Source organism: Streptomyces toxytricini (genome assembly GCF_014649915.1).
Taxonomy (GTDB): Bacteria; Actinomycetota; Actinomycetes; order Streptomycetales; family Streptomycetaceae; genus Streptomyces; species Streptomyces toxytricini.
This window is the reverse complement of sequence record NZ_BMTY01000030.1, coordinates 24,501-51,258: the sequence shown is the minus strand read 5'-3', so window position 1 is coordinate 51,258 and position 26,758 is coordinate 24,501. Positions and strand designations below refer to the sequence as shown.

The window sequence follows — 26,758 nt, the reverse complement described above, 5'->3', positions numbered from 1 at the left end:
ATCCTCTGTGACCATGCTCGACGACCGCACGACCGCAGAGACGACGTGGCCGGCCTCCTACCCCACCGGGTACGCGGTCGTCGACGTGGAGACGACCGGCCTCGCCCGCGACGACCGCATAGTCTCCGCCGCCGTCTACCGGCTCGACGCGCAGGGCGATGTGGAGGACCACTGGTACACGCTGGTCAACCCGCAGCGGGACCCGGGACCGGTGTGGATCCACGGGCTGACCGGGGACATGCTCCGGGACGCGCCCCTCTTCGCGGACATCGCGGAGGAGTTCGCGAGCCGGCTCGAAGGCCGGGTGCTCGTCGCGCACAACGCCATGTTCGACTGGCAGATGATCGCCCGCGAGTACGCGCGGGCCTCCGCGGCCGCCCCGGTCCGCCAGCGGCTGTGCACCATCGCCCTGTCGAAGGAGCTCGACCTCCCGCTGCCCAACCACAAGCTGGCCACCCTCGCCGCGCACTTCGGGGTGGTCCAGGAGCAGGCCCACCACGCCCTCGACGACGCGCGCGTCCTGGCGGAGGCGTTCCGCCCCTCGCTGCACGCCGCGGCCGCGGGAGGGGTGCGGCTGCCGCTGCTGGAGTGCCGCCCCCTGACGGAGTGGTCGGACTCCCCCGCCTCCGCGCGGATCGGCCGGCAGGCCTCGTACGGGGGCTCCTCCTGGCGGCCCGCACGCAAGCGGCCGGCCTGCCCGCACTCCAACCCGGGGCGCTTCGAGGACGGCAAGCCGCTCAAGCAGGGCATGCGGATCGCCTTCTCGGGCGACACCTCCGTCGACCGCGAACTGCTGGAGGACCGCGCCGTGGAGGCAGGCCTGCACGTCGCGACGAGTGTGTCGCGGCTCACGAGCCTGCTCGTGACGAACGACCCCGACTCGGCGACCTCCAAGGTCGCCAAGGCGCGGGCGTACGGCACCCCCGTGGTCGACGAGGCGGCCTTCACCCAGCTCCTGCGGGACGTGGCTGCGGCAGACGGGTGAGCCTCCGGCGACTCGCCCCGCGCCCGCTTCCGCGGCCCGCCCCGCGGACCCACCCTGTGGCGCATGGCACGTTGTGAGGTCTGCGGAAACGATTACGGCATGTCCTTCGAGGTCCATGCCCAAGGCGCGGTTCACGTCTTCGACTGCTTCGCCTGCGCCATCCACCGCATGGCGCCCATCTGCGAGCACTGCCGGGTCCAGATCATCGGACAGGGCGTCGAGGTCGAGGGCCAGTGGTTCTGCGGGGCGCACTGCGCCCGCGCGGAGGGGAGGGCGGGCATCGTCGACCGCGTGTGACGTTCGCGGCAACGGGGTCCCGGACGGCCACCCGGCCGCCGGGGCCCCCTCCGCTGCGGGTACCGTCGGGGGCGTGTACCGCTTCGTCCTGACCCGGCAGTGGGTGTGCCTCACCCTCGTCGCCCTCGTCCTCATCCCCGTGATGGTCAAGCTCGGGTTCTGGCAGTACCACCGGCACGAGCGCCGGGTCGCGCAGAACGAGCTGATCGAGGCGAACCTGGCCGCCGAGCCGGTGCCCGTGGCCTCCGTCACCTCGCCCGGCCACCGCGTCCCGCGGGCCGACTGGTGGCGGGCCGTCACCGCGACCGGGACGTACGACACCGCGCACGAGGTCGTCGTCCGCATGCGGACCTCCAACGACGACCGGCTCGGCTTCCACGTGCTGACCCCCCTCCTGCTGGCCGACGGCCGGGCGGTGCTCGTCAACCGCGGCTGGGTGCCGGGCGGCGCGGACTCCCGCTCGCACCCGCAGGTGCCGCCGCCGCCCGCGGGCGAGGTGACGGTCACGGGCCGCCTCAAGGCCGACGAGACCAGCGGCGGCAGCGGCATCAAGGACCGCAAGGGGCTCCCGGACCGCCAGGTGATGCTCATCAACAGCGGCCAGCAGGCCGAGGCCCTGGGCCGGGCCGTGCTGGGCGGCTACCTCGAACTGACCGGTCCGCTGCCGGCCGACGGCTCGCCGGAGGGCATCGGCGACCCCGACCACGACTCGATCGGCGCCCACATGGCGTACGCCGTGCAGTGGTGGCTGTTCGCGGCGGGGGTCCCCGTCGGCTGGGCGGTCCTGGTGCGGCGCGAGCGGCGCGACCGGGAGGCCGCCGCCCGGGCGGCGGCGGAGACCGCCGGGCGGGAGACGGCTCCGGCGGCGTAGGGTCTGCCGCATGGATCTTGGACTGAAGGACCGTGTCTACATCGTCACCGGCGCCACCCGCGGGCTCGGCCTCGCGGCGGCCCGCGAGCTGGCGGCCGACGGCGCGAAGGTGGTGCTGACGGGCCGGGACCGGGAGCGCGCCGCCGCGGCCGCGGCCGGCCTCGGCGGGAACGCGGTCGGCGTCGGCGCCGACAACGCGGATCCGCAGAGCGCCGCCCGGCTCGTCGCCGCGGCGAAGGAGCACTTCGGACGGCTCGACGGCATCCTGATCAGCGTCGGCGGCCCGGCGCCCGGCACGGCCGCGGACAACACCGACGAGCAGTGGACCGCCGCCTTCGAGACGGTGTTCCTCGGCGCGGTGCGGCTCGCGCGGGCCGCCGCGGCCGAGCTCGGCGAGAGCGGCGTCGTCGCGTTCGTCCTGTCCGGCTCGGTGCACGAGCCGATCCCCGGGCTGACCATCTCCAACGGGCTCCGGCCCGGCCTGGCCGGCTTCGCCAAGTCGCTGTCGGTGGAGCTCGGGCCGAAGGGCGTCCGGGTCCTCGGGCTGCTGCCCGCCCGGATCGACACCGACCGGGTCCGGGAACTGGACGCCCTGTCGGGCGACGCGGCTGCGGCCCGCGCGGCGAACGAGGCCCGCATCCCGCTGCGGCGCTACGGCACCCCCGAGGAGTTCGGCCGGACGGCTGCGTTCATGCTCTCCCCCGCCGCCTCCTACCTGACGGGCGTCATGCTGCCGGTCGACGGCGGGTTCCGGCACGGCTTCTGACGGGCCGGCCGCGCGGCGCCGGGCCGTCCGCGCGACGCGCGGTGGGCGCGCCGCGTCAGGCGACCCGGCGGGCCCGGTGCGCCGGCACGCGGAAGCGGACGTCCGCCGACAGCGACGGCAGCCCGGACGAGGCGCGCGCCCGGCCGAGGACGGGCCCGGCCAGCGCCGCGAGCACGTCCGCGGGCACGGCGTGCGGCTCCAGGTCCAGCAGGAGCCGCAGGCCGGGGGCGCCGCGCCGGCGCCGCAGGGAGACCCTGCACCGCGCGACCCCGTCCAGTGCGCCGGCCTGGGCCGCCACCGCCTCCTCCAGCGCCCGCCCGCGCAGCACCGCGAAGGCGCCGTCGCCGGTGTCGACCGCCACCGAAGGCAGCCGTGAGCTCCTCAGCTGGGACAGCAGCCACCACAGCGCGAGCAGGACGCACACGGCGAGGCCCGCGTAGACCGCCCACTGCTCCCAGCCCCCGACCGGCCAGAGGCGGTTGCGCGTCGGCGCGGCCAGCAGCGGCCGGTACCGCCCGCCGAGCGGCGGCGCGGCCGCGAACACCACGGCAGCAGCGGCGAGGAGCAGCAGCCCGGCGAGGCCGAGCAGGATCCGGTTGACCGTCCCGAGCACCGGCCTCACCTCTTCCCGGCCGCGGCCCTCGCGACCCGGACCCGCGGGTGCGGCGGGTGTGCGAGGGCCAGTTCGCCGATGCCTGCGGCGAGGACCCGCTGCAGATCGGCCCGTACGTCGTCCAGTTCGCGGAAGTGCGAGGTCGCGGCCACGGCGACACGGCGCCGGCGCACCCGGACGCGCGCGGACCGCACCCCCGGCACCTCCATGACCCGGTCCCGGAGCACGCGGGCGGCGTCCCGGCGGCCGATCCCGGCCCGGACTTCGGCAGCGGGGGCCCCGCCTCCCTCCCCGGCCGCTTCCGCCGCGGACTTCTGCGGCGGCTCCGGCTCCGGGGGCAGCATCATGAGCACGCGCCGCAGCCCCGGGGCGAGGGCCAGCACCAGCAGGACGGCCCCGATCGCGGCCAGGACACCGGCGGCCACGAGCGCTTCCGGGTCGGCGGGTGCGTACCGGTCGAGGGCGTCGGCGAGGCCGCGGCGCCACTGCAGGGCGGGCCGCCCGGCGCGTACGGCGACCAGGTCGTACAGGAGCAGGCCGGCCGCGGCGAGCAGGACGAGCGCGACGAGGGCGGCGGGGATCCGCCGCGCCGACCGAAACCGCCGGACCGGGCGCCGGCCGGGCGGCGGGGCGGTTGCCGTCACCGCGGCTTCCGGTGCAGCGCGGCGCCCGGCGTGCCCGGCGGGTGCAGGTGCTCGATGTCGATGTCGACCTCCGGGACGGACATGGCGGCGCACTCCTCGATGCGGCGGACGACCCGGCTGCGGACGGCGGCGCACTGGGCGCCGAGGTCGGAGGGGTAGCCGAGCTCCAGGGTGATGCGGACCCGCGCGACGTCGTGGTGGACGGTGACCGTGGCGTGCGGGGCGGCGGGCTGCGCCCGGCCCGCGCTCCGCGGCTGCCCGCCGGGCTCGCGGGCCAGCGCCTCGCGCGCGGCCTGTGCGGCGATCTTCGCGACGACCCGGTCGGCGATGTGGGTCGCCCCGCGCTCGGCGGGCGGGACCGGCGGCGGCGTCGGCCGCGGTGTGCTCACCGGGGCCCCCTGCCGTGGTCGCGGGGCCGGAACAGGTCGCCGGGGTCGAGGTCCCCGTCCAGGAACCGCCCGGCGACGAACCCGACCGCGCCCAAGGCGGCGACCAGCAGGAACGCCCCGAAACCGCCGAAGTATCCGGCGAAGGCGAGGGCCATGCCGGCGAAGAGGCCGACGACAGCCATCCTCATGCGGCCTCCTTGCTACTGGATGCGGGGTTCGGGCTCGTCATCGGGCTCGTCGGGCAGTTTGACGTCGCTGACGGCGATGTTGACCTCGACGACCTCCAGGCCCGTCATCCGCTCGACGGCCGCGACGACGTTCTCCCGGACGGCGCCGGCGACGTCGCGGATGGCCACGCCGTATTCGACGACGATCTCCAGGTCGAGGGCGGTCTGCACCTCGCCGACCTCGGCCTTGACGCCCCGCGTGACGGACTGCTTGGCCCCGCCGGGGACGCGTTCGCGGACGGCCCCGAAGGTGCGGGACATGCCGCTGCCGCTGCCCATGGCGTGGACGCCGGGGACTTCGCGGGCCGCCATTCCGGCGATCTTCTCGACCACGCCGTCGGCGATGCTCGTACGGCCGCGTTCGGCGGGAGCGCGGGCGGCACCCCCGGCTGAGGATTCACTCATCGCAGATCCCTTCGGGCGGATTTGTCCCCCTGTGGACCACGGTAAGTGCGGCGGCGCGAGGCCGCTCCGGGACTGAGCCGAACGGCGGGATGCGGCCCTTGACCTCAACCGCCCTTGAGGTCGGAGAGTGGTCCTCGGCAGGGCCTGGGGCCCGTGGAAGCGAGGCAGAGGGGGACGCCGTGAAGGCGGTGCGGGTGGATGCGTACGGGGGTCCGGAGGTGCTGGTTCCGGTGGAACTGCCCGATCCGGTGCCGGAAGCGGGCGAGCTCCTGATCCGGACGGAGGCCGTCGACACGATCTTCGTGGAGACGCAGATCCGCGCCGGCTGGGGCGACCGGTTCGGCATCACTCCGCCCTACGTGCCGGGTGGCGCGGTGGCGGGGACGGTGGCGGGGGTCGGTGCGGGCGTCGACGGGGAGTGGCTCGGCCGCCGCGTGCTGGCCGCGGGGGCGGCCCTCGGCACGTACGCGGAGCTGGTCCGCGCACCGCTTGAACACCTGGTCACCGTCCCTGACGGCCTCGGGCCGGCGGAGGCGGCCGCGCTCGGGCACGACGGGGTGACGGCCGCGGGCATCGCTGCCGCGGCCGGGATCACCGCCGGGACCCGGGTGCTCGTCCTGGGCGCGGCCGGCGGGATGGGGACGCTGCTCGTGCAGCTCGCCCTGGCGGCAGGCGCGGAGGTGGTCGGCGCGGCGAGGGGCGAGCGGAAGCTCGCGCTGGTGCGGAGCCTGGGCGCGCACGCGGTGGTGGACTACACGGAGGAGGGCTGGGCCGGGCGGGTCGGCGGGGTGGACCTGCTGCTGGACGGGGTCGGCGGGGAACTGGGGCGGGCCGCGTTCGCCCTGGTCCGCGACGGGGGCAGGGTCTCGGCGCACGGCGCGCCGAGCGGCGGATTCGCCGAGCCCGATCCGCTGGAGGCCGGGCGCCGCGGGATCACGGTCACCGGCATCCGGGAGGTGCAGTTCGAGCCGGAGCAGCGGCGGCGGCTGGCCGCGTTCGCACTCGGCGAGGCGGCGGCGGGCCGGCTGCGGCCGGTGGTGTCCAGGACGTTCCCGCTGGACCGGGCGGCGGATGCGCACCGGGCGATCGAGGCGCGCGAGGTTCCGGGCAAGGCACTGCTGGTCCCGTGACGGGGGTACGGGACCGGCTGCCCGACCGGGGCAGCGGGCGGCCCCGCCCTGGCGCGGGGCCGTTCGCGGGGGCGGGTCAGTCGGAGAGGCCCGCCAGGTCGCGCAGGCGGCGGGCCTGGGCGGCGCGCTCGGCGGCGCGCTGCTCGTCGTAGCCGCGGGAGCCGGCCTCGCGCAGCAGGGCCTTGGTCTCGATGACGGCGTCGCGCGGCGGGGCGACGAGGGCCGTGGTGAGGTCCTTGACGGCGGCGTCGAGTTCGTCCGCGGGCACGACGAGGTTGGCGAGCCCGATCCGCTCGGCCTCCTCGGCGTGCACGAAGCGGCCCGTCGCGCAGATCTCCAGCGCGCGGGCGTAGCCGACGAGCGAGGCCAGGGGCTGCGTCCCGGCCAGGTCGGGCACGAGCCCCAGGCTGGTCTCGCGCATGGCGAACTGCACGTCGTCGGCGACGACGCGGAGGTCGCAGGCCAGCGCGAGCTGGAAGCCGGCGCCGATGGCGTGGCCCTGCACGGCGGCGATGGAGACGATGTCGTTGCGCCGCCACCAGGTGAACGCCTCCTGGTACTCGGCGATGGTGGAGTCGAGCAGCTCGTCCGACCCGCGGGCGAGGTCGAGGAAGGACGGTTCGCCCTCGAAGCCCTCGGGGGTGAACGCCTGCCGGTCGAGCCCCGCGGAGAAGGACTTGCCCTCACCGCGCAGCACCACGACCCGGACGGTGCCGGGCAGCGACCGTCCGGCCTCCGTCAACGCCCGCCAGAGCGCGGGGGACTGGGCGTTCCGCTTGGCCGGATTGGTCAGTGTCACCGTGGCGACGGCGTCGTCCACGGTGAGCCGTACGCCGTCCTTGTCGAGCAGAGCCATCTGTGTGCCTCCGGTGTGCAGTCGGCCGCGGTGTCGGCCTAAGTGACTGCACAGTAACCACCCGGTCGGCCGTTCGGCCGGCCGGGGGGTCACCGAAGGAACCGCGGTGCAGGCATGAAGGCGCCGCTGGTCCGGACCCCGGACGTGCGGCCGGGGTCTCCGATTCAGATCGAAGCCGCTTTCTTGCCGCGCGTCGCGCCACCGCGGCCGCGCAGCACGACTCCGGACTCGCTGAGCATCCGGTGGACGAACCCGTAGGACCGGCCGGTTTCCTCGGCCAGCGCCCGGATGCTCGCACCGGAGTCGTACTTCTTCTTCAGGTCTGCCGCGAGCTTGTCGCGCGCGGCGCCGGTCACCCGGCTGCCCTTCTTCAGAGTCTCGGCCACCCGTGCCTCCTCATGGGAAGTGCGCTCTGGACTTCTCATGATCACCCCTCCCCGGCTTCCTGGCCACCCATTCAGCAAGGTCGGTACGACGGCATTTCCCGAGCCGTGGACGCCCGAGCAGAACGGAATCCCCTCTTCCGTTGCATGACGTCCGTCACATCCGCCCGACGGCGCGAGGAATCACCAGGTCAGGAGCGGCAGACGGGAAGGACGAAGCGCCGGCGCGGCACCGTGCTCGGCACGGCCGGGGCAGTCGTCCAGAGCGCAGCGGTACGAGACCGTCTCACTCAGATGACGGAGAAAGACCTGGGCCGAATGATCGACAAGGAACTGGATCAGCCCGCGGCAGGGGATCAGGCGAGGGCCACGAGGTCCCGGTAGTCCGGGCCCCACAGGTCCTCCACGCCGTCCGGGAGCAGGATGATCCGCTCCGGCTCCAGCGCGTCGACCGCCCCCTCGTCGTGCGTGACGAGGATGACGGCGCCCTTGTAGGTGCGCAGCGCGCCGAGGATCTCCTCGCGGCTGGCCGGGTCGAGGTTGTTGGTGGGCTCGTCGAGGAGGAGCACGTTCGCCGAGGAGACGACCAGCGTCGCGAGCGCGAGGCGGGTCTTCTCGCCGCCGGAGAGCACCCCGGCCGGCTTGTCCACGTCGTCGCCGGAGAACAGGAACGAGCCGAGCGTCTTGCGGACGTCGACCAGGTCCAGGTCGGGCGCCGCGGAGCGCATGTTCTCCAGCACCGTGCGGTCCGGGTCGAGGGTCTCGTGCTCCTGCGCGTAGTAGCCGAGCTTGAGGCCGTGGCCGGGCGTGACGGCGCCGGTGTCCGGCTTCTCCGCACCCGCGAGCAGGCGCAGCAGAGTGGTCTTGCCGGCGCCGTTCAGGCCGAGGATGACCACCCGGGAGCCCTTGTCGATCGCCAGGTCGACGTCCGTGAAGATCTCCAGCGAGCCGTACGACTTCGACAGGCCCTCCGCGGTCAGCGGCGTCTTCCCGCAGGGCGCCGGATCCGGGAAGCGCAGCTTGGCGACCTTGTCCTGGGCGCGCACGGCCTCCAGGCCGGACAGCAGGCGGTCGGCGCGCTTGGCCATGTTCTGCGCGGCGACCGTCTTGGTGGCCTTGGCGCGCATCTTGTCGGCCTGCGCGTTCAGGGCCGCGGCCTTCTTCTCGGCGTTCTGGCGCTCGCGCTTGCGGCGCTTCTCGTCGGCCTCGCGCTGCTGCTGGTAGAGCTTCCAGCCCATGTTGTAGACGTCGATCACCGAGCGGTTCGCGTCCAGGTAGAACACCTTGTTGACGACCGTCTCGACGAGGTCGACGTCGTGGGAGATCACGATGAAGCCGCCGCGGTACGTCTTCAGGTAGTCCCGCAGCCAGATGATCGAGTCGGCGTCGAGGTGGTTGGTCGGCTCGTCGAGGAGCAGGGTGTCGGCGTCCGAGAACAGGATCCGGGCCAGCTCGACGCGGCGGCGCTGCCCGCCGGAGAGGGTGTGCAGGGGCTGGCCGAGGACGCGGTCGGGAAGGCCGAGGGCGGCCGAGATGGTCGCGGCCTCCGACTCGGCGGCGTAACCGCCCTTGGTGAGGAACTCGGTCTCCTGGCGCTCGTACTGGCGCAGGGCCTTCTCGCGGGTGGCGCCCGAGCCGTTGGCGATGCGGTCCTCGTTGGCGCGCATCTTCTTGATCAGCACGTCGAGGCCGCGGGCCGAGAGGATCCGGTCGCGGGCCAGGACGTCGAGGTCGCCGGTGCGCGGGTCCTGCGGCAGGTAGCCGACCTCGCCCGAGCGGGTGATGCTGCCCGCGGCGGGCTGCCCCTCCCCCGCGAGGCACTTGGTCAGGGTGGTCTTGCCGGCTCCGTTGCGGCCGACCAGGCCGATGCGGTCGCCCTTGGCGACGCGGAAGGAAGCGGACTCGATGAGGATGCGGGCGCCGGCGCGCAGCTCGATGCCGGTGGCGGTGATCACGGAAATACTCCAGGGCGGTGGGAACGGCGGAAGGGGGCGGGGGCGAGCTTCGACGCCGCTAATCCGCGAGGAGATTTGCCATGGGGGTCAGTCTACCGGGGGTGCGCAACCACTTTCCGGGCCGCCGGCCCGGAGCGCGTACCGGCACGGACGGGGTGATACTCGCCGCAGGGGCGGCGGCCGGTGGATGCGAGGGCGGTGCTGCATGCAGTTCGACGACGACGCCAGGCTCGACACCTCGGGGGTCAAAGACGTCCGCGGGCGCCGCATCCCCGGCGGGCGGGCGACCGTCGGCGGCGGCATCGCCGGGATCCTGGCGCTGGTGCTCGGCCTGCTGTTCGGCGTCGGACCCGACCAGCTCGGGCTGACCGGCGAACCGGAGCCGGGCACCGGCGCCGCGACGGTCGGCGAGGTGCAGCGGTCCTGCCTGACCGGGCGGGACGCCAACACCCGCGAGGACTGCCGGATTGCCGCGGTCGTGCGCAGCGCGCAGGACTTCTGGGGGCAGGAATTCGCCCGGCGCTCCGGACGCTACTCCCCCGCCTCGACGGTGCTCTTCACCGGCCGGGTGGACACGGCGTGCGGGACCGCCACCGCCGCGGTGGGGCCGTTCTACTGCCCGGCCGACCGGCAGGTCTACCTGGACACGGACTTCTTCGGCGACCTGCGGACGAAGCTCGGCGCCACCGGCGGGCCCTTCGCGCAGGCGTACGTCGTCGCCCACGAGTACGGGCACCACGTACAGAACCTGACGGGCACCCTCGAACGGGCCCGGGACGGCCGGCAGGGCGCGGGCAGCAACGCGGTGCGGACCGAGCTGCAGGCCGACTGCTACGCCGGGGTGTGGGCCCGCAACGCGGTCCGCACCCCCGACGCGGCCACGGGCCGCCCCCTGCTGCGGGCACTCACCGAGCGGGACATCGCCGAGGCGCTCGACGCGGCGGCCGCGGTCGGCGACGACCGCATCCAGACGCGCTACGAGGGCCGGGTCAGCCCGGAGTCCTGGACCCACGGGTCCGCCCGGGAGCGGCAGCAGTGGTTCGCCGAGGGCTACCGCACCGGCGACATGGCCCGCTGCGACACGTTCCGCTGACCCGGGGCGCACCACCGGCCGCCACCGCCTGGCCGGGACACCACGGCCGCCGCGGCGCGGGACGCTACGGCCGCCCGGCCGACTGGGGACGCCACGGCGGCAACGCCCGCTGCGCGGCGCCAGGCTCGGAGGCCCGGCCCGGCGGCCCGGCCCGGCGGCCCGGAGCAACGAGACGCGACTGGCCGTCGGGCGGGCACAGGGGGCTTCGGGCCGCTGCGCGGAGCCGATTCCCCTACCCGCCCCTTCCCGAAACCGGGGACAAGCCCCCGGCCCCCCGAAACGGGCGCTCCGCGCCCGTGCGCTCAAACGCCGCGCGGGCTTGATATCGCCCCGTCGGCCACATCCAAGCCGCCAGCGCTTGATGCGCGCGGGCATGCACACGGTCACCGGGCACATCCAACCCCGCCCAATCCAGCCTCGCCGGCGTTTGAGGCGCGGGGGCACGGGGGCAGCGCCCCCGAAACCACCCACCGCCGGACACCCGCACACACCCGCCACGCACAACCAACCGCTCCGCCCAATCCAGCCCCGCCGGCGATTGAGGCGCGGGGGCACGGGGGCAGCGCCCCCGAAACCACCCACCGCCGGACACCCGCACACGCACCCACAACCGGCCCCACACATCAGCCCCGCCGGCGTTTGAGGCGCGGGGGCACGGGGGCGGCGCCCCCGAAACCACCCACCGCCGGACAGCCGGACACACCCGCCAGGCACAACCGGCCCCGCCCCTCCAGCCCCGCCGGCGTTTGAGGCGCGAGGGTGCGGGGGCAGCGCCGCCGGGTGTGTTCAGGCGCGTCGGCGGCTGCGGGGCGGCGGCCGTTATTCGCCGCCCGTGTGGACCTGGAACGCGGCCCGGCGAACCGCCTTGGCCAGGGACGGGTCCGGGTGGGCGGCGGCCAGGGCGACGAGGACCTGCACCGTGCGGGGGTGCCCGACGGCGCGGACCTCCTCCAGCAGCCTCGGCACGGTGGTGCGCACCGCCGAGTCCAGGTGGCGGGCGAGAAGCTCCGCCTCCCCGTGGTCGGCGATGGCGGCGGCGGTGTCCACCCAGAGCCAGGTGGACTCCTCGGGGGTGAGCACGTCCTGGGCCTCGTCGGGGTCGACGCCGTCGTGTTCGGCGAGCCAAAGCAGCGCGTACGGCCGCAGGGCGGGTTCCCGGGCTGCGGCCCGGACCTCGGGTTCGGCGGGGGCGCCGACGACGCGGAGTGCTTCGAAGGCGAGGCCGCGCAGGAGGGCGTCGTCGCCGCGGGCGGCGTCGAGGAGTTCGGCGACGGCGTGGCCGACGGGCCGGGCGGCGAGCCAGGCCCGGTATTCGGCGCGGGCCGGGCCGGGGGTGAGCCCGGCGCAGCCGTGCAGCATGGCGGCGGCGGACTGCTCGATGTTGCCGGCGGGGCTCTGCGCGGCCACGCAGATCTGCTCCAGCTTGACCCAGACGGCCCAGCTGCCGAGGGGGGTGAGCGAGGCCTGGGCGGGGCCGAGGGCGACGGCGTCGACGGCGGCGAGGCCGCCGAGGGCCCAGCGCAGCAGCCGGGCGAGGGGCCCGGGCCCGGCCGCGGCGTCCTCGGCGGAGGCCGTGGCGGGGGCGGGCTGGGGTCCGTAGGGGACCTCGCACCGCTCGTCCCGGAGTTCGGTGACGCGCTGGCCGAGCAGGTCGAGCAGGTCGGGGACGGTGACGGGGCCGGCGGACAGCTGGAGCAGGGAGAGCAGCTGCGGCATCGCCTCGACCACTTCGGCGACGACCGAGGGCGCGATGTCGGCGGGTGCGGGGTGGACGAGCGACCAGGCGTCGAAGAGGGCGACCCAGCCGCGCAGCACGGCGGTGTCGTCGCGGTCCCAGGCGCGCAGCCGCCAGCCGGGCCGGGCGTGGCCGCCGTGGACTTCGACGAGTCCGGCGAGGCGGGCGCGGTCCCAGCCGGCCTGGATCTGCCCGTGTGTCAGCCGCAGGTCGACGGCGGCCCGTTCGACGTCCGCGGCGGGCAGCGCGCCGGCCGGTGCGGGCCGGTTTCCGTCGCCCGCGCCGAGGTTGGCCTCCGCCCAGCGGGCGAGCCGTACGGCGTCGGCGAGGGACGCCCGCGCCCGGTGGGCGAGTTCGGCCGTGCCGGGGGTGCCCGCCGGGGGCCGGGAGGCCGGCCGGGTGCGCCGGTCGGTCACCGCCTTGCGGGCGGTCGCGACCGAGCGCGGGGAGACGAGTCGGAGTCTGGAGTCGCGAACCAACTGCTCATCAGGCTTTCGGGACGTCACGGAGGAAGTCTCGCCCGTCACCGGCCGAAAGCCCAAACGGAACCGGTTGTTATCGGTAGGCGATACCGGTGCAGAGCGGACATACAGCTCGTTGCGGTGCCCGTGCGGCCCGGATCCGGTGGCCTTTCACGTCACGGTGGTGAGCCGTTCACATCAGCGGGGTGAGGAAGCGCCGCAGGGCCTCCTCGTACCGCTCGGGGTCGGCGTTCCACATGGCGCCGTGGGGGGCGTCGGGAACGGTCCGGAGGGTGACGAGGTCGGGGCGGGCCGCGGCGAGGCGGCGTGAGGGCTCCCAGGGGGCGATCGTGTCGTCGGGGCCGTGGAAGAGGAGGACGGGGACGCGCAGGGCGCGGGGGTCCTCTCCGGGGGCCCGGCGTCCGGCGCGGAGTCCGGCCCGCCCTTCGGCGGCGCGCACGGCGAGCGGGAGCAGGGCGGCCGGGGTGTGGCGGGCGGCGGCCAGGGCGCGGAGGGTGGCGTGCCAGTCGAGGACGGGGGAGTCGAGGACGAGTCCGCTGATGCGGTCGGCGAGGGCGGAGCGCTCGGCGGTGTGGAGGGCCATGGCGGCGCCGGTCGACCAGCCGTGCAGGATGACGCGGCGGGCGCCGTAGCGCAGGGCGTAGCGGATGGCGGCGTCGACGTCGCGCCATTCGGATTCGCCGAGGTGGCCGAGGCCGTCGGGGGAGGCGGGGGCGCCGAGGTCGCCGCGGTAGGCGAGGGCGAGGACGGGCAGGCCCAGCCGCTGCAGGCAGGGCATGACGACCATGGGGTGCTCGCGTCCGGTGCCGAGGCCGTGGACGGCGATCACCCAGGTGGCGCGGGCGCCGGGCACGAACCAGGCGGGCATGCCGCCGAGCTCGCCGGGGACGTCGACGTCGGCGTGTTCGAGGCCGAGCGCACTGCCGGGGTCGCCGAGGTGGACCTGGGGGGTGAGGACGACGCGGGTGCCGGGGTCGAGGCTGCCGTGGGTGACGGCGAGGAGCCGGCGCACGACGGTGTCGGGGTCGCGGTCGGCCCGGTCGAGGACCTCGCCGACGACGGCGTGGACGCCGGGGGCGGCGAGGCCGTAGGTGCCGGGGCGCAGGGAGGCGAGCGAGCGGGTGAGGGCCACCGAGCCGGGGTCGGCGGAGTGGACGGTCAGCCGGGGGCCGCCCGGAAGGGGGCGGCCGGGGACGGGCCGCAGGGCGGCGTCCGCGGCGAGCCGGCCCGCCGCTACCGCGGCCGCGCCGGCACCGAGGAGGGTGGTCGCGACGGCCGCTGCCGTCACCGTGGCGGTACGCACCGCTCCAGTGTCGGACCGTGTGCGCGGGCGGGCCACCGGAGGATTCCGTGAGGGGCCGGAAGCGGAACGTGATCGGGCAGGGCTCGGTGACCGTTCGGGGTGTCGCCCACGAGGGGTTTCACCGGGTGATGTGAATCACTTCCGGTCGGGTTTCGGAACCGGTCGAGCGGCTGCGCGGGGCGCCCGGAGGGGCTCGTTAACCCCGCTTTGACGTGCATTAATCGGGATACATCCCTCTAAAAGGTGAGGAACGGGCCGCTCCGGAAGCCGGGGCGTCCATCGCATCGACGGGGTCAGTTCATCTTCCGTTCACCCACGTTGCCTACGGTCGCCGTGCCACTGACGCCAAACAGAAGCCTGGGTAAATGGAGCACATAACGCTTCTCCTCGGGATCGTGATCATCACCGCTCTCGTGTTCGACTTCACGAACGGTTTCCACGACACAGCCAACGCGATGGCGACCACCATCTCGACCGGCGCCCTCAAGCCCAAGACGGCGGTGGCCATGTCCGCCGTGCTCAACCTCGTCGGCGCGTTCATGTCCGTGGAGGTCGCCAAGACGATCTCCAAGGGCCTCGTCAACGAAGAGGGCATCCAGCCGGAAGTGATCTACGCCGCGCTCGTCGGCGCGATCCTCTGGAACCTTCTGACCTGGCTGGTCGGACTCCCCTCCAGCTCCTCCCACGCCCTGATGGGCGGTCTGATCGGTGCCGCGGTCGCCTCCGCGGGCCTCGGCGCCGTCAACGGCGGCACGCTCGTCACCAAGGTCCTCCTCCCCGCGGTCGCCGCGCCGATCGTCGCCGGCGTCGCCGCGATGTTCGCCGCCAAGGTCACGTACAAGCTCGGCCGGAACGTCGGCGAGAAGACCTCCGCCAAGGGCTACCGGGCGGGCCAGATCGCCTCCGCGGGCCTGGTCTCCCTGGCGCACGGCACCAACGACGCGCAGAAGACGATGGGCATCATCACCCTGGCGCTCATCGCCGGCGGCGCCCTCGCCCCCGACGCGGACCCGCCGGTCTGGGTCATCGTCTCCGCCGGCGTGGCCATCGCGCTGGGCACCTACCTGGGCGGCTGGCGCATCATCCGCACCATGGGCAAGGGCCTGACGGACCTCCAGCCGCAGCAGGGCTTCGCCGCCCAGACCTCGGCCGCGGCCGTGATCCTGTCGTCCTCGAACCTCGGCTTCTCGCTCTCCACCACGCACTCGTGCTCCGGTGCGGTCATGGGCGCCGGCCTCGGCCGCAAGGGCGGCGTGGTCCGCTGGTCCACCGCCACCCGCATGTTCGTCGCGTGGGGCCTGACCCTGCCGGCCGCCGCGCTGGTCTCGGCGCTCGCCGAGCTCGCCATGCGCACCGGTGACGTCGGCGTCGCCGCCGTGACCGTCTTCCTCGTCGGCTCCTGCGTGGCCATCTGGCTCGTCTCCCGCCGCCAGGTCGTCGACCACACCAACGTCACCGACGACGACGCCGAGGACCCCGGCGTGGTCACCACGGCCATCGCGGCCGTCGCCGTCCCGCCGGCCGGTGTCGCGGCCGTCGCCGGCACCGACCTGAAGGCCACCATCCCCGCCCCCGTCGCCCACGCGGCCGGCGAGACCCCCGCGGCGCCCGCCGCAGCGGTCTGACGAGCAGAGAAGGTTCAGCCAGCATGAAGATCGACTGGGCAGCCCTGGGCTCCGTCTTCGGAGTCAGCCTCTTCGCCACCGTCGCCCTCGTCGCCCTGTTCACCCTGGGCATGGTGGGCCTGTCCAAGCACGAGGCCGCCACCGACGCGGGCGGCGGTGCCGCCCTGGCCCGCACCGGCGCCTACGCCTGCTTCGCGCTCTGCGCCGCCGCCGTGGCGTACGGGATCTACCTGATCATCGCCTGATCCCGTGTGCGGGCCCAGCGCCCGTACGCGCACGCGCCGACGACTCCCCCCGGGCCCGGCCCGGGGGGAGTTCCCGTATGTACGTCCCCGTTCGGGCTGGTCAACGGCAAGTTGACGGGCCATCGCGGGGCGTGGTGGACTGCCGGAGCCATCACGGCGGCAGCAGAGGAAGTCCGGTGCGAATCCGGCGCGGTCCCGCCACTGTCACCGGGGAGCACGGCCGGCCCGCACCGGGCCGGCGCCCCGGGAGCCAGGAACTCTCGCCGCCGGACACGTCGAACCAGGGCGCGGACCCTGAGTGAGGACATACCTGCACATGCGTGCCGATCGCGTCTTCGCGTACGGCGCGACGGCGGGCCTGATCGCCGACCGGATCCTCGGTGATCCGCGCCGCGGGCACCCCGTCGCCGCCTTCGGACGAGCCGCCGCCGCCGTGGAACGCGCCCTGTGGCGCGACCGGCGGTCCAACGGCGTGGCGCATGCCGCGGTGTGCGCCGGGGGCGCGGCCGCGCTCGGCGCGCTCGCCGCGCGCGCCGTACGCTCCCGCCCCGCTGCCGCCCGTATCGCCCTGACGGCGGCCGCCACCTGGGCCGTCGTCGGCGGCACCACGCTGGGCCGGGAGGCCCGCGCCATCGGCGGCGCCCTCGCCGCCGGCGACGTGGACGTCGCCCGGGAGCGGCTGCCGCACCTCTGCGGGCGCGACCCGCACTCCCTCGACGGGCAGCAGATCGCCCGCGCCGTCGTCGAATCCGTCGCCGAGAACACCTCCGACGCGGTCGTCGGCGCCCTGGTGTGGGGGGCCGTCGCCGGCGTCCCGGGGCTGGCCGCCTTCCGCGCCGTGAACACCCTCGACGCGATGGTCGGCCACAAGTCGCCCCGCCACCTCCGCTACGGCTGGGCGTCCGCCCGCCTCGACGACCTCGCCGGCTGGCCCGGGGCCCGGCTGACGGCCCTGGCCGCCGCGGCCGCCGGGCCGGACCGCCGCGGGGCCCTGCGCGCCTGGCGGGCCGACGCCGGCGCCCACCCCAGCCCCAACGCCGGGCCGGTGGAGGCGTCCTTCGCGGGCGCCCTCGGCGTACGGCTCGGCGGCACCCTCGCGTACGGGGGGCGGGTCGAGCACCGGGCCGTGCTGAACGGGGCGTACGGGCGGCCCGTCGAGGTCGCCGACATCGAACGCGCGGTGCGGCTCTCGCAGCGCGTGACCTGGCTGGCACTGGGGGCGTGCGTCGCACTGCGGTACGCGGTGTCGCGCCGCCCGGGGAAGGGGCGCGGATGAGCGGCGGCAGCAGGCCGGCGGGGGGTCTCCTCGTCGCGGGGACGACCTCGGACGCCGGCAAGAGCGTGGTCACGGCGGGCATCTGCCGCTGGCTGGCCCGGCAGGGCGTGAAGGTGGCGCCGTTCAAGGCGCAGAACATGTCGCTGAACTCGTTCGTCACCCGCGAGGGCGCCGAGATCGGGCGGGCGCAGGCCATGCAGGCGCAGGCGGCGGGCGTCGAGCCGACCGCGCCGATGAACCCCGTCCTGCTCAAGCCGGGCAGCGACCGCAGCAGCCAGGTGGTGCTGCTCGGCAAGCCGGTCGGCGAGATGAGCGCCCGCGGCTACCACGGCGGGCGGCAGGAGCAGCTCCTCGGCGTCGTCACCGACTGCCTGGAGCAGCTGCGGGGCACGTATGACGCCGTGATCTGCGAGGGGGCCGGCAGCCCGGCCGAGATCAACCTGCGCCGGACCGACATCGTCAACATGGGCATCGCACGGGCCGCCCGGTTCCCCGTCGTCGTGGTCGGCGACATCGACCGGGGCGGCGTCTTCGCCTCCTTCTTCGGGACCACGGCGCTGCTGTCGGAAGCGGACCAGTCGCTGATCGCGGGCTACCTGGTGAACAAGTTCCGCGGCGACGTCTCGCTGCTGGAGCCGGGCATGGAGATGCTGCGGTCGCTGACCGGCCGCGCCACGTACGGGGTGCTGCCCTACCGGCACGGGCTCGGCATCGACGAGGAGGACGGCCTGCGGGTCTCGCTGCGCGGAGCCGTGCGCGAGTCGGTCGTCGCCCCGCCGGTCGGCGAGGACGTGCTGCGGGTCGCGGTCTGCGCGGTGCCCCTGATGTCGAACTTCACCGACGTGGACGCGCTGGCGGCCGAGCCGGGCGTGGTCGTGCGGTTCGTGGACCGGGCCGAGGAGCTCGCCGACGCCGACCTCGTCGTCGTCCCCGGCACCCGGGGCACGGTCCGCGCCCTGGAGTGGCTGCGCGAGCGCGGGCTCGCCGACGCGCTGGTGCGGCGCGCCGCGGAGGGGCGGCCGGTGCTCGGCATCTGCGGCGGCTTCCAGGCGCTCGGCGAGCACATCGAGGACCACGTCGAGTCCAGGGCCGGATCCGTGGCAGGGCTCGGCCTGCTGCCGGTGCGGGTCCGCTTCGCCCGGGAGAAGACCCTGGCCCGGCCGACCGGTACGGCGCTCGGCGAGCCCGTCGACGGGTACGAGATCCACCACGGTGTGGCCGAGGTGCTGGGCGGGGAGCCGTTCCTGGACGGCTGCCGGGTCGGCGCGGTCTGGGGCACCCACTGGCACGGCTCCCTGGAGTCGGACGGGTTCCGGCGGGCCTTCCTGCGCGAGGTCGCGGCCGCGGCCGGGCGGCGGTTCGTGCCGGCCCCGGACACCTCCTTCGCGGGGCTCCGCGAGGAGCAGCTCGACCTGCTCGGCGACCTGATCGAGGAACACGCCGACACCGGGGCCCTGCTCCGCCTGATCGAGGGCGGCGCCCCGGCGGGCCTCCCCTTCCTCCCGCCGGGGGCGCCGTGACCGCCGCCGTCCCCGCACGTGCGGGGAGCACGGAAACACCTCGGCCGGGCCTGAACGTGCGCATCGACGACAAGCCACTCGAAGGAGTGATCGGTTCATGAGCAGCGCCCTCTTTCCCTTCTCGGCCGTGGTCGGCCAGGACGACCTCCGGCTGGCGCTGCTGCTCAACGCCGTCAGCCCGGCGGTCGGCGGGGTGCTGGTCCGCGGCGAGAAGGGCACGGCCAAATCGACGGCGGTGCGTGCGCTTTCCGCCGTGCTGCCGGAGGTCGACGTGGTGCCCGGCTGCCGCTTCAGCTGCGCGCCCGCCGCCCCGGACCCGGCCTGCCCCGACGGCCCCCACGAGCCGGGCCCCGGTACGGCACGGCCCGCCCGGATGGTGGAGCTGCCGGTCGGCGCCTCCGAGGACCGCCTGGTCGGCGCGCTCGACATCGAACGGGCCCTCGCCGACGGGGTGAAGGCCTTCGAGCCGGGCCTGCTCGCGGCCGCGCACCGCGGCATCCTCTACGTCGACGAGGTCAATCTGCTCCATGACCACCTGGTGGACTCGCTGCTGGACGCCGCCGCCATGGGCAGTTGCCACATCGAGCGCGAAGGCGTCTCCGTCCGGCACGCCGCGCGGTTCCTGCTCGTCGGCACGATGAACCCGGAAGAGGGCGAGCTGCGCCCGCAGTTGCTCGACCGGTTCGGGCTGACCGTGGAGGTGGCCGCCTCCCGGGAGCCGGAGCAGCGCGTCGAGGTGGTCCGGCGCAGGCTCGCCTACGAGGACGACCCCGCCGCCTTCGCGGCCCGCTGGGCCGGTGACGAGGCGGCGGTCCGGGCCGGTGTGGCGGCCGCACGGGCGCTCCTGCCGAAGGTCCGGCTGGGCGACGACGCGTTGCTGATGATCGCGGCGGTCTGCGCCGGCTTCGAGGTGGACGGCATGCGCGCCGACATCGTCATGGCCCGCACGGCGGCCGCGCTGGCCGCCTGGGCCGGGCGCACGGCGGTGCTGAAGGAGGACGTCCGGCAGGCCGCCCTGCTGGCCCTGCCGCACCGCAGGCGGCGCAACCCGTTCGACGCGCCCGGCCTGGACGAGGCCCTGCTGGACCGGATCCTGGACGGCTTCCCCGACGACGAGCCGGAGCCCGACCCGGACCCGGAGCCCGACCCGCAGCCGGACCCCGGCCCCGGCGACGACGGCCCCGACGGCGGCGGCCCGGACGGCGGCGGCCCGGACGGCGGCGGCGTGCCCCCGCAGGGCGGCGGGCCCGAGGCCGCTCCCGAGCAGCCGGCGGACCCGTCCGCGGGCCCGGAGGCCCCCGAGGCGCCGGACGGGCCCGCCTCCCCCTCCCCCGCTTCGGCACCGGCGGCCGAGCAGGCCCCCGTTCGGGCGGCCGAGCCGTTCCGGACGCGGATGTTCAGCGTGCCGGGACTCGGCGAGGGCGCGGCCGGGCGGCGTTCGCGCGCCCGGACCGCGCACGGCCGGACCACGGGGGCGCAGCGCCCCGCCGGGCGGCTGACGAAGCTGCACCTGGCCGCCACCCTGCAGGCCGCGGCCCCGCACCAGAAGGCCCGCGGCCGCAGCGGCCGCGGTCTCGTGGTCCGCAAGGACGACCTGCGCCAGGCCACCCGGGAGGGCCGCGAGGGCAACCTCGTGCTCTTCGCCGTCGACGCCTCCGGCTCCATGGCCGCCAGGCAGCGCATGGGCGCGGTGAAGGGCGCCGTGCTGTCGCTGCTGCTGGACGCCTACCAGCAGCGGGACAAGGTCGGCCTGGTCACCTTCCGCGGCGCGGCCGCGGAGCTGGCGCTGCCGCCGACCTCCTCGGTGGACGCGGCCGCGGTGCGGCTGGAGCAGCTGCCGACCGGCGGCCGCACCCCGCTCGCCGCGGGCCTGCTGAAGGCGCGGGAGGTGCTGCGGGTGGAGCGGCTGCGCGACCCCAGCCGCCGCCCCCTGCTGGTGGTCGTCACCGACGGGCGGGCCACCTCGGCCGGCGCCCACGGCGGCGATGCCCGCGAGGTAGCCGCGCGCAGCGCCCGCCTGCTGGCCGCGGACGGGGTGGCGTCGATCGTCGTGGACTGCGAGGCGGGCCCGGTCCGGCTGGGCCTGGCCGGGGCGCTGGCCGCCGACCTCGGCGGGCCGGCCGTCACGCTGGACGGGCTGCGGGCCGATGCGCTGGCCGGGCTCGTGAAGGACGTACGCACATCGGTGGCGACCGCGTCACCGCACACCCACAGGAGGGCCGCGTAATGCCGAAGGGACAGCCGACCGTCATCCCCGACGACGGACTCACCACGCGCCAGCGCCGCAACCGCCCGCTCGTCTTCGTCCACACCGGGCCGGGCAAGGGCAAGTCGACGGCGGCGTTCGGTCTGGCGCTGCGCGCCTGGAACCAGGGCTGGCCGATCGGGGTGTTCCAGTTCGTCAAGTCGGCGAAGTGGAAGGTCGGCGAGGAGAACGCGCTGAAGGTGCTCGGCGCCTCCGGCGAGGGCGGCCCCGTCGTCTGGCACAAGATGGGCGAGGGCTGGTCCTGGGTGCAGCGCGACGCGCAGCTCGACAACGAGCAGGCCGCGAAGGAGGGCTGGGAGCAGGTCAAGCGCGACCTGGCCGCCGAGACGCACCGGCTGTACGTGCTGGACGAGTTCGCGTACCCGCTGCACTGGGGCTGGATCGACGTCGACGAGGTCATCGAGGTGCTGCGCGACCGGCCCGGCACCCAGCACGTGGTCATCACGGGCCGCAACGCGCCGGAGAAGCTGGTGGAGTTCGCCGACCTGGTCACCGAGATGACGAAGGTGAAGCACCCGATGGACGCCGGCCAGAAGGGCCAGAAGGGCATCGAGTGGTGACCTCGCACGCCGTCGCCGTCCCCCGCCTGGTGATCGCCGCCCCGTCGTCGGGGAGCGGCAAGACCACCGTCGCGACGGGGCTGATGGCGGCCTTCGCGGAGCGCGGCCTGGCCGTGTCCCCGCACAAGGCCGGCCCCGACTACATCGACCCCGGGTACCACGCCCTCGCCACGGGTCGGCCGGGGCGCAACCTCGACGCGTTCATGTGCGGCCCGGAGCTGGTGGCTCCGCTTTTCGCGCACGGGGCGGCGGGCTGCGACCTGGCGGTCGTGGAGGGCGTGATGGGCCTGTACGACGGAGCCGCGGGGCGCGGTGAGCTGGCATCGACGGCGCAGGTGGCGAAGCTGCTGCGGGCGCCGGTGGTGCTGGTGGTCGACGCGTCGTCGCAGTCGCGGTCGGTGGCGGCGCTGGTGCACGGCTTCGCCTCGTTCGACCCGCAGGTGCGCCTGGGCGGGGTGATCCTGAACAAGGTGGGCTCCGACCGGCACGAGGCGATGCTGCGGGAGGCGCTGGAGGAGGCGGGCACCCCGGTGCTGGGCGTCCTGCGGCGGGCGCCGCAGGTCTCGGCGCCCTCGCGGCACCTGGGGCTCGTACCGGTGGCGGAGCGGCGGGCGGACGCGGTGGCGTCGGTCGCGGCCCTGGCGGATCAGGTGCGGGCCGGCTGCGACCTGGAGGCGCTGCTGGCGCTGGCCCGGTCGGCGCCGCCGCTGGACTGCGCGGCGTGGTCGCCGGAGCGGGCCGTGGCTTCGGCCGCAGCCGCCGCGACACCGGCTGCCACGGTGCCCGGCCCTGGGCGGCGGCCTGTCGTCGCCGTCGCCGGCGGGGCCGCGTTCACGTTCTCGTACGCCGAGCACGCGGAGCTGCTCGCCGCGGCCGGAGCCGAGGTCGTCCCCTTCGACCCGCTGGCCGACGAGGCCCTGCCCGAGGGCACGTCCGGCCTCGTCGTCGGCGGCGGCTTCCCCGAGGTGTACGCGCCGGAGCTGGCCGCGAACGAGCCGCTGCGCAAGGCCGTCGCCGACTTCGCCGCGGCCGGGGGGCCGGTCGCCGCCGAGTGCGCGGGCCTGCTGTACCTGGCGCGGTCGCTGGACGGCCGGCCGATGTGCGGGGTCCTCGACGCGGACGCGGTGATGTCGCAGCGGCTGACGCTCGGCTACCGCGAGGCCGTCGCGGTGTCGGACAGCCCGCTCGCCGCGGCCGGGACGCGGCTGCGCGGCCACGAGTTCCACCGCACGGTCGTCGAGCCGGGCGCCGGCCCCGCCCCCGCGTGGGGGTTCACCCACCCGGAGCGGCGCGTCGAGGGGTTCGTCCGCCGGGGCGTGCACGCCAGCTACCTGCACACCCACTGGGCGGCGGAGCCGTCGGTGGCCGTGCGTTTCACGGCCGCGGCGGCAGCGTACCGGTGACGTCACCCCGCGAGGCCCACCACGAGCCAGATCCCGGCCACCCCGCCCACCGTGCACATCAGCGTGGACAGGGCGGGGTGCCGGTGGTGCGCCTCGGGCAGGATCTCGGCGGCCGCGAGGTAGAGCAGCCCGCCGGCGAAGAAGCTCAGGTACGCCCCGAGCGGTTCCTCCGGAAGGGTGAACAGCACAGTGGACGCCGCGCCCACCACGGGGGCTGCGGCGTCCGCGAAGAGCATCAGCAGCGCGCGCTTGCGGGCGTTCCCGTAGAGCCGGGCGAGGGTGTAGGTGTTGAACCCGTCGGCGAAGTCGTGGGTGACCACGGCGAGGGCGACCGCGGTGCCCATGCCGCCGCCGACCTGGAAGGCGGCGCCGAGCGCCACCCCGTCGGCGAGGCTGTGCCCGACCATCGCGGCGGCCGCCGTCATCCCGACCTGGGGGGCGCGGCCGACGACGCCGTCCGCCCCGTTGCCGCCGCCCGGCGCGCCGTGTGCGGCCTGCCGTACCGCCAGGAGCCGTTCCACGACGTGCGCGACGAGGAAGCCGCCCACGAAGAGCAGCAGCGCGAGCGGTACGCCGAACACCGGCCGGCCCGCCGCCTCCAGCGACTCCGGCAGCAGGTCGAGGCCCACGACGCCGAGCATCAGCCCGCCGGCGAGGCCCAGTACGAGGTGGCGGCGGTCGGTGACGCGCTGCGCCGTCCACCCGCCCGCCAGGGTCATCAGGAACGCGCCCAGCGCCACGATCACGGCCATGCGCCCTTGGATACCGACTGCCGGACGCGCGTGCACGCGAGCGCGCGGGCGGCGGTCCACGCACGATTGACGACCGGGAAGGGGCGGGAGCCCGATGGGTGAGAACGCGACGCAGCTGGTGGTCGGGGTCGGCGGCCGGGCGGGGGTGTCCGTCGCGGAGGTCTGCGCCCTGGTCGAGGAGACGCTGCGCGGGGCCGGGCTGGCGGCCGGGGCGGTGAAGGCACTGGCGACGGTGGAGTCGAAGGCCTGCGAGGCCGGGATCACGGGGGCGGCGGAACGATTCGGCGTGCCGCTGCTCAGCTACCCGGCCGAAGAACTGGCGGGCATCGACGTACCGCACCCCTCGGACACGGCCCGGCAGGCGGCCGGTACCCCCTCGGTGGCGGAGGCGGCGGCGCTCGCGGCGGGCGGTGAGCTCCTCGTGCCGAAGCGCCGCTCGGTGGCGGCGACCTGCGCGGTGGCGACGGCGCAGGCACACGACCTGCGCCACCACGGCGACGCCGAGGTCCGCGACGACGGCGGATCGCTGGTGGACCTCGCGGTGAACGTACGGGCGCACATGCCGCCGGAGTGGCTGAAGCAGCGCATCGCGGCTTCGCTCGGGGGTCTCTCCGCATATCCCGACGGGCGCGCGGCCCGCGCGGCGGTGGCGGCGCGGCACGGGCTGCCGGCCGGCCGGGTGCTGTTGACGGCGGGGGCCGCGGAGGCGTTCGTCCTGCTGGCGCGGGCCCTCGACGTGGGGCGGCCGGTGGTGGTGCACCCGCAGTTCACCGAGCCGGAGGCGGCCCTGCGGGACGCGGGGCACCGGGTGGAGCGGGTGCTGCTGCGGGCGGAGGACGGCTTCCGGCTGGATCCGGCCGCGGTGCCGGAGGAGGCGGACCTGGTGGTCGTCGGGAACCCGACGAACCCGACGTCCGTGCTGCACCCGGCGGCCTCGCTGGCGGCCCTGGCCCGCCCGGGCCGGATCCTCGTCGTCGACGAGGCGTTCATGGACGCGGTGCCCGGGGAGCCGGAGGCCCTGGCCGGCCGCACGGACGTGCCGGGCCTGGTGGTGCTGCGGAGCCTGACCAAGACGTGGGGCCTGGCGGGGCTGCGGATCGGCTACGTGCTGGCGGAGCCGGAGGTGGTCGCGCGGTTGGAGGCGGCGCAGCCGCTGTGGCCGGTGTCGACGCCCGCGCTCGTCGCGGCGGAGGCGTGCGTGGCCCCGGCGGCCCTCGCGGAGGCGGAGGCCGCGGCCCGGCAGATCGAGGCGGACCGGGAGCACCTCCTGGCCGGGCTCGCCGAGTTCGAGGAGATCACGCTGGCGGGGACGGCCCGGGGGCCGTTCGTCCTGATCCGGGTGGCCGGGGCGGCGCAGGTCCGGGTCCGGCTGCGGGCGCTGGGCTTCGCGGTCCGCCGCGGGGACACCTTCCCGGGGCTGGACGGGGACTGGCTGCGGCTGGCGGTGCGGGACCGGGCGACGACGGGCCGCCTCCTGCAGGCGCTGGACCACGCCCTCACCCTGACGGCCGCCGCCCGCTGACTCCGGCGCCCGGCCGGGGCGGGGCGGGGGCGGCCGGGAACCGCAGCCTCGCGGGGCGCGTCCTCCGCCGCGGGCCACCGGGGCGGAAGCCGTCGGCCGCAAGCCGCTGACCTGCGCGGATGCCCGGGTCCGGCGGCGCCGCGGGGTGGCGTCGGCGGCCCGTCCGGGGGATGATCTGCGCAGGACGGCCATGCAGGGGGGACACGGGATGAAGGTTTCGGCGAAGGCGGGCGCGGCCGCTGCGGGGCTGGCCGCGGTGGCGGCCGCGGCGGTGTTCGCCGGCCCCGCCCTTCTCGGCGGCGGGGCCGGCGAGAAGGGCGGGGCCGCGGAGCAGCGGCTCACGGGCGGGCGGCCGGAGGGCGGCGCGGCGAGCCCGTCGGCGCCGCCGGGGGCGCGTCCGTTCACGCTCGTCGCGACGGGCGACACGATCCCGTACCCGTCGATCATCGCGCAGGCCGCGAGCGATGCGGCCGGCAGCGGGGCCGGGCACGACTTCCGGAGGATACTGGCCGGGGTGAAGCCGGTGGTGGAGGCCGCCGACCTGGCGATATGCCACCACGAGATACCGTACGGCCGGCCCGGCGGCCCCTACACCGGATACCCGGCCTTCAAGGCACCGCACCAGCTGGCCGACGCGCTGCGGGACGCCGGCTACGACAGCTGCTCGACGGCCTCGAACCACACCCTGGACGACGGGTGGGACGGCCTGGTCCGCACCCTCGACCACCTCGACCGGGCCGGCATCAAGCACGTCGGCTCGGCGCGCACGCCCGAGGAGGCGAAGGCCCCGGCGGTGCTCTCCGCGGGCGGCGCGACGGTTGCCCAGCTGGACTACACGTACGGCACGAACGGGATCCCGCTGCCGGCCGGGAAGCCGTGGGCCGTGAACCTGATCGACAAGGACCGGATCATCGCGGACGCCCGCGCGGCGCGCGCCGCGGGCGCCCACGTCGTCGTCCTCAGCATCCACTGGGGCTCCGAGTGGCAGACGGCCCCCGACAAGCAGCAGCAGGAGCTGGCGCAGGCGCTGACCGCCTCCCGCGGCCCGGACGGCCTCCCGGACATCGATCTGATCCTCGGCACGCACAACCACGTCCCGCAGCCCTACGAGAAGGTCAACGGGACGTGGGTGGTGTACGGGATGGGCGATCAGATCGCCAGCTTCTACGAACCGGAGAAGCTGCGCGGCAACATGTCGTCCATCCCCCGCTTCACCTTCGCGCCGGCGGCCGCGCATCCGGGCCGCTGGGAGGTGGTGAAGGCCGAGTACCTGACCTCGTTCTCGGACCGGGGCGCTCCGTTCCGGGTGGTGTGCACGTCCTGCACGGCCGACGGCGGCGGGGCGGGCGCCGCGAAGCGCTCCGAGTACGCCGCCGCCGACCGGCAGATCAGCGAGGCCGTGCTGTCGCGCGGGGCCGGCGGGCAGGGGCTGGTGCGCGCGGTGAAGTGACGCCC

General features: G+C 75.6%; 26 protein-coding genes and 1 riboswitch. Of the genes, 15 read left to right on the top strand and 11 right to left on the bottom strand.

Going from position 1 to position 26,758, the window contains the following annotated elements; all coding sequences use genetic code 11:
• Positions 1-13: 13 nt before the first annotated feature.
• The 4 genes from IE170_RS29740 (at position 14) to IE170_RS29725 (ending at position 2,919) form a co-directional block, all read left to right on the top strand.
• The gene (locus tag IE170_RS29740; protein ID WP_189812576.1) at positions 14-985 is read left to right on the top strand and encodes a DEDDh family exonuclease; all 972 of its coding nucleotides are present in this window, start codon (positions 14-16) and stop codon (positions 983-985) included.
• 63 nt (positions 986-1,048) lie between these two features.
• A complete protein-coding gene (locus IE170_RS29735; protein ID WP_189812575.1) occupies positions 1,049-1,282 on the top strand; it encodes a metallothionein in 234 nt (77 codons plus the stop codon).
• A gap of 73 nt (positions 1,283-1,355) precedes the next feature.
• The gene (locus IE170_RS29730; protein ID WP_189812574.1) at positions 1,356-2,153 is read left to right on the top strand and encodes an SURF1 family cytochrome oxidase biogenesis protein; all 798 of its coding nucleotides are present in this window, start codon (positions 1,356-1,358) and stop codon (positions 2,151-2,153) included.
• Between the two features lie 10 nt (positions 2,154-2,163).
• Positions 2,164-2,919 carry an SDR family oxidoreductase gene (locus IE170_RS29725; protein ID WP_189812573.1) on the top strand — a complete coding sequence of 252 codons (756 nt, stop codon included), beginning with the start codon at positions 2,164-2,166 and terminating at the stop codon, positions 2,917-2,919.
• A gap of 55 nt (positions 2,920-2,974) precedes the next feature.
• Here the strand turns inward: IE170_RS29725 and amaP are convergent, their stop codons facing one another.
• From amaP to IE170_RS29700, 5 genes are read right to left on the bottom strand one after another with little or no spacing between them, the layout of a single operon-like run.
• Positions 2,975-3,532, bottom strand: coding sequence for an alkaline shock response membrane anchor protein AmaP (amaP, locus tag IE170_RS29720; protein ID WP_308428438.1), 558 nt, complete (start codon positions 3,530-3,532; stop codon positions 2,975-2,977).
• A 5-nt stretch (positions 3,533-3,537) separates the two neighbouring features.
• The gene (locus IE170_RS29715) at positions 3,538-4,176 is read right to left on the bottom strand and encodes a DUF6286 domain-containing protein (protein ID WP_189812571.1); all 639 of its coding nucleotides are present in this window, start codon (positions 4,174-4,176) and stop codon (positions 3,538-3,540) included.
• Complete coding sequence (locus IE170_RS29710; RefSeq protein WP_189812570.1) at positions 4,173-4,565, bottom strand: Asp23/Gls24 family envelope stress response protein; 393 nt, start codon at positions 4,563-4,565, stop codon at positions 4,173-4,175. The genes IE170_RS29715 and IE170_RS29710 overlap by 4 nt, the downstream gene beginning before the upstream one ends.
• A complete protein-coding gene (locus IE170_RS29705; protein ID WP_189812569.1) occupies positions 4,562-4,753 on the bottom strand; it encodes a hypothetical protein in 192 nt (63 codons plus the stop codon). Before IE170_RS29705 ends, IE170_RS29710 begins: the two co-directional genes overlap by 4 nt.
• A gap of 12 nt (positions 4,754-4,765) precedes the next feature.
• Positions 4,766-5,197, bottom strand: coding sequence for an Asp23/Gls24 family envelope stress response protein (locus IE170_RS29700; protein ID WP_189812568.1), 432 nt, complete (start codon positions 5,195-5,197; stop codon positions 4,766-4,768).
• A gap of 194 nt (positions 5,198-5,391) precedes the next feature.
• On the opposite strand from IE170_RS29700, the gene IE170_RS29695 reads away from it, so the two are divergent.
• Positions 5,392-6,327: a zinc-binding dehydrogenase gene (locus tag IE170_RS29695; RefSeq protein ID WP_229885280.1), complete on the top strand. Its 936-nt coding sequence runs from the start codon at positions 5,392-5,394 to the stop codon at positions 6,325-6,327.
• Between the two features lie 76 nt (positions 6,328-6,403).
• Here the strand turns inward: IE170_RS29695 and IE170_RS29690 are convergent, their stop codons facing one another.
• The 3 genes from IE170_RS29690 to abc-f all read right to left on the bottom strand — a co-directional run bounded on the left by IE170_RS29690 (position 6,404) and on the right by abc-f (position 9,521).
• A complete protein-coding gene (locus IE170_RS29690; RefSeq protein WP_189812566.1) occupies positions 6,404-7,183 on the bottom strand; it encodes an enoyl-CoA hydratase/isomerase family protein in 780 nt (259 codons plus the stop codon).
• Positions 7,184-7,347: 164 nt separating this feature from the next.
• Positions 7,348-7,569 carry a helix-turn-helix domain-containing protein gene (locus tag IE170_RS29685; RefSeq protein ID WP_179175146.1) on the bottom strand — a complete coding sequence of 74 codons (222 nt, stop codon included), beginning with the start codon at positions 7,567-7,569 and terminating at the stop codon, positions 7,348-7,350.
• A gap of 353 nt (positions 7,570-7,922) precedes the next feature.
• A complete protein-coding gene (gene abc-f / locus IE170_RS29680; RefSeq protein ID WP_125542508.1) occupies positions 7,923-9,521 on the bottom strand; it encodes a ribosomal protection-like ABC-F family protein in 1,599 nt (532 codons plus the stop codon).
• 205 nt (positions 9,522-9,726) lie between these two features.
• Between abc-f and ypfJ the strand changes: the two genes are divergently transcribed.
• Complete coding sequence (gene ypfJ / locus IE170_RS29675) at positions 9,727-10,614, top strand: KPN_02809 family neutral zinc metallopeptidase (protein WP_189812565.1); 888 nt, start codon at positions 9,727-9,729, stop codon at positions 10,612-10,614.
• An 819-nt stretch (positions 10,615-11,433) separates the two neighbouring features.
• On the opposite strand, the gene IE170_RS29670 is transcribed toward ypfJ, so the two are convergent.
• Complete coding sequence (locus tag IE170_RS29670; protein ID WP_373299074.1) at positions 11,434-12,855, bottom strand: hypothetical protein; 1,422 nt, start codon at positions 12,853-12,855, stop codon at positions 11,434-11,436.
• 148 nt (positions 12,856-13,003) lie between these two features.
• Positions 13,004-14,134, bottom strand: coding sequence for an alpha/beta hydrolase family protein (locus IE170_RS29665; RefSeq protein WP_189812564.1), 1,131 nt, complete (start codon positions 14,132-14,134; stop codon positions 13,004-13,006).
• Positions 14,135-14,499: 365 nt separating this feature from the next.
• On the opposite strand from IE170_RS29665, the gene IE170_RS29660 reads away from it, so the two are divergent.
• The 7 genes from IE170_RS29660 to IE170_RS29630 all read left to right on the top strand — a co-directional run bounded on the left by IE170_RS29660 (position 14,500) and on the right by IE170_RS29630 (position 23,029).
• Positions 14,500-15,759 (top strand): inorganic phosphate transporter, encoded by a 1,260-nt coding sequence (locus tag IE170_RS29660; protein WP_189812563.1) that lies wholly within the window; start codon positions 14,500-14,502, stop codon positions 15,757-15,759.
• Between the two features lie 23 nt (positions 15,760-15,782).
• Positions 15,783-16,004 (top strand): hypothetical protein, encoded by a 222-nt coding sequence (locus tag IE170_RS29655; protein WP_189812562.1) that lies wholly within the window; start codon positions 15,783-15,785, stop codon positions 16,002-16,004.
• 166 nt (positions 16,005-16,170) lie between these two features.
• A riboswitch (cobalamin riboswitch) is annotated at positions 16,171-16,263 on the top strand.
• Positions 16,264-16,320: 57 nt separating this feature from the next.
• Positions 16,321-17,280 carry a cobalamin biosynthesis protein gene (locus tag IE170_RS29650; protein WP_189812561.1) on the top strand — a complete coding sequence of 320 codons (960 nt, stop codon included), beginning with the start codon at positions 16,321-16,323 and terminating at the stop codon, positions 17,278-17,280.
• Positions 17,277-18,800, top strand: a complete 1,524-nt coding sequence (locus IE170_RS29645) for a cobyric acid synthase (RefSeq protein WP_189812560.1) — start codon at positions 17,277-17,279, stop codon at positions 18,798-18,800. Before IE170_RS29650 ends, IE170_RS29645 begins: the two co-directional genes overlap by 4 nt.
• A 97-nt stretch (positions 18,801-18,897) precedes the next feature.
• Positions 18,898-21,027: a putative cobaltochelatase gene (locus tag IE170_RS29640; protein ID WP_189812559.1), complete on the top strand. Its 2,130-nt coding sequence runs from the start codon at positions 18,898-18,900 to the stop codon at positions 21,025-21,027.
• The gene (cobO, locus tag IE170_RS29635) at positions 21,027-21,626 is read left to right on the top strand and encodes a cob(I)yrinic acid a,c-diamide adenosyltransferase (RefSeq protein ID WP_125545691.1); all 600 of its coding nucleotides are present in this window, start codon (positions 21,027-21,029) and stop codon (positions 21,624-21,626) included. The genes IE170_RS29640 and cobO overlap by 1 nt, the downstream gene beginning before the upstream one ends.
• The gene (locus IE170_RS29630; protein ID WP_189812558.1) at positions 21,620-23,029 is read left to right on the top strand and encodes a cobyrinic acid a,c-diamide synthase CobB; all 1,410 of its coding nucleotides are present in this window, start codon (positions 21,620-21,622) and stop codon (positions 23,027-23,029) included. Before cobO ends, IE170_RS29630 begins: the two co-directional genes overlap by 7 nt.
• A 2-nt stretch (positions 23,030-23,031) precedes the next feature.
• On the opposite strand, the gene IE170_RS29625 is transcribed toward IE170_RS29630, so the two are convergent.
• Positions 23,032-23,781, bottom strand: a complete 750-nt coding sequence (locus IE170_RS29625) for a ZIP family metal transporter (RefSeq protein ID WP_189812557.1) — start codon at positions 23,779-23,781, stop codon at positions 23,032-23,034.
• Between the two features lie 94 nt (positions 23,782-23,875).
• On the opposite strand from IE170_RS29625, the gene cobC reads away from it, so the two are divergent.
• Both cobC and IE170_RS29615 read left to right on the top strand, forming a co-directional pair.
• Entirely contained in the window at positions 23,876-25,303 is a 1,428-nt protein-coding gene (gene cobC, locus IE170_RS29620) for an Rv2231c family histidinol phosphate aminotransferase CobC (protein WP_189812556.1), read from the top strand.
• A 208-nt stretch (positions 25,304-25,511) separates the two neighbouring features.
• Positions 25,512-26,753 carry a CapA family protein gene (locus IE170_RS29615; protein ID WP_189812555.1) on the top strand — a complete coding sequence of 414 codons (1,242 nt, stop codon included), beginning with the start codon at positions 25,512-25,514 and terminating at the stop codon, positions 26,751-26,753.
• Positions 26,754-26,758: the final 5 nt, after the last annotated feature.

Coding starts and splice junctions, on each gene's coding strand:
- IE170_RS29735 (WP_189812575.1), top strand. CDS start 1,049: ATGGCACGTTGTGAGGTCTGCGGAAACGATTACGGCATGTCCTTCGAG.
- IE170_RS29660 (WP_189812563.1), top strand. CDS start 14,500: ATGGAGCACATAACGCTTCTCCTCGGGATCGTGATCATCACCGCTCTC.
- IE170_RS29640 (WP_189812559.1), top strand. CDS start 18,898: ATGAGCAGCGCCCTCTTTCCCTTCTCGGCCGTGGTCGGCCAGGACGAC.
- IE170_RS29700 (WP_189812568.1), bottom strand. CDS start 5,197: ATGAGTGAATCCTCAGCCGGGGGTGCCGCCCGCGCTCCCGCCGAACGC.
- IE170_RS29725 (WP_189812573.1), top strand. CDS start 2,164: ATGGATCTTGGACTGAAGGACCGTGTCTACATCGTCACCGGCGCCACC.
- IE170_RS29740 (WP_189812576.1), top strand. CDS start 14: ATGCTCGACGACCGCACGACCGCAGAGACGACGTGGCCGGCCTCCTAC.
- IE170_RS29690 (WP_189812566.1), bottom strand. CDS start 7,183: ATGGCTCTGCTCGACAAGGACGGCGTACGGCTCACCGTGGACGACGCC.
- ypfJ (WP_189812565.1), top strand. CDS start 9,727: ATGCAGTTCGACGACGACGCCAGGCTCGACACCTCGGGGGTCAAAGAC.
- IE170_RS29625 (WP_189812557.1), bottom strand. CDS start 23,781: ATGGCCGTGATCGTGGCGCTGGGCGCGTTCCTGATGACCCTGGCGGGC.
- cobC (WP_189812556.1), top strand. CDS start 23,876: ATGGGTGAGAACGCGACGCAGCTGGTGGTCGGGGTCGGCGGCCGGGCG.
- IE170_RS29705 (WP_189812569.1), bottom strand. CDS start 4,753: ATGAGGATGGCTGTCGTCGGCCTCTTCGCCGGCATGGCCCTCGCCTTC.
- IE170_RS29645 (WP_189812560.1), top strand. CDS start 17,277: ATGAGCGGCGGCAGCAGGCCGGCGGGGGGTCTCCTCGTCGCGGGGACG.
- cobO (WP_125545691.1), top strand. CDS start 21,027: ATGCCGAAGGGACAGCCGACCGTCATCCCCGACGACGGACTCACCACG.
- IE170_RS29650 (WP_189812561.1), top strand. CDS start 16,321: ATGCGTGCCGATCGCGTCTTCGCGTACGGCGCGACGGCGGGCCTGATC.
- IE170_RS29615 (WP_189812555.1), top strand. CDS start 25,512: ATGAAGGTTTCGGCGAAGGCGGGCGCGGCCGCTGCGGGGCTGGCCGCG.
- IE170_RS29655 (WP_189812562.1), top strand. CDS start 15,783: ATGAAGATCGACTGGGCAGCCCTGGGCTCCGTCTTCGGAGTCAGCCTC.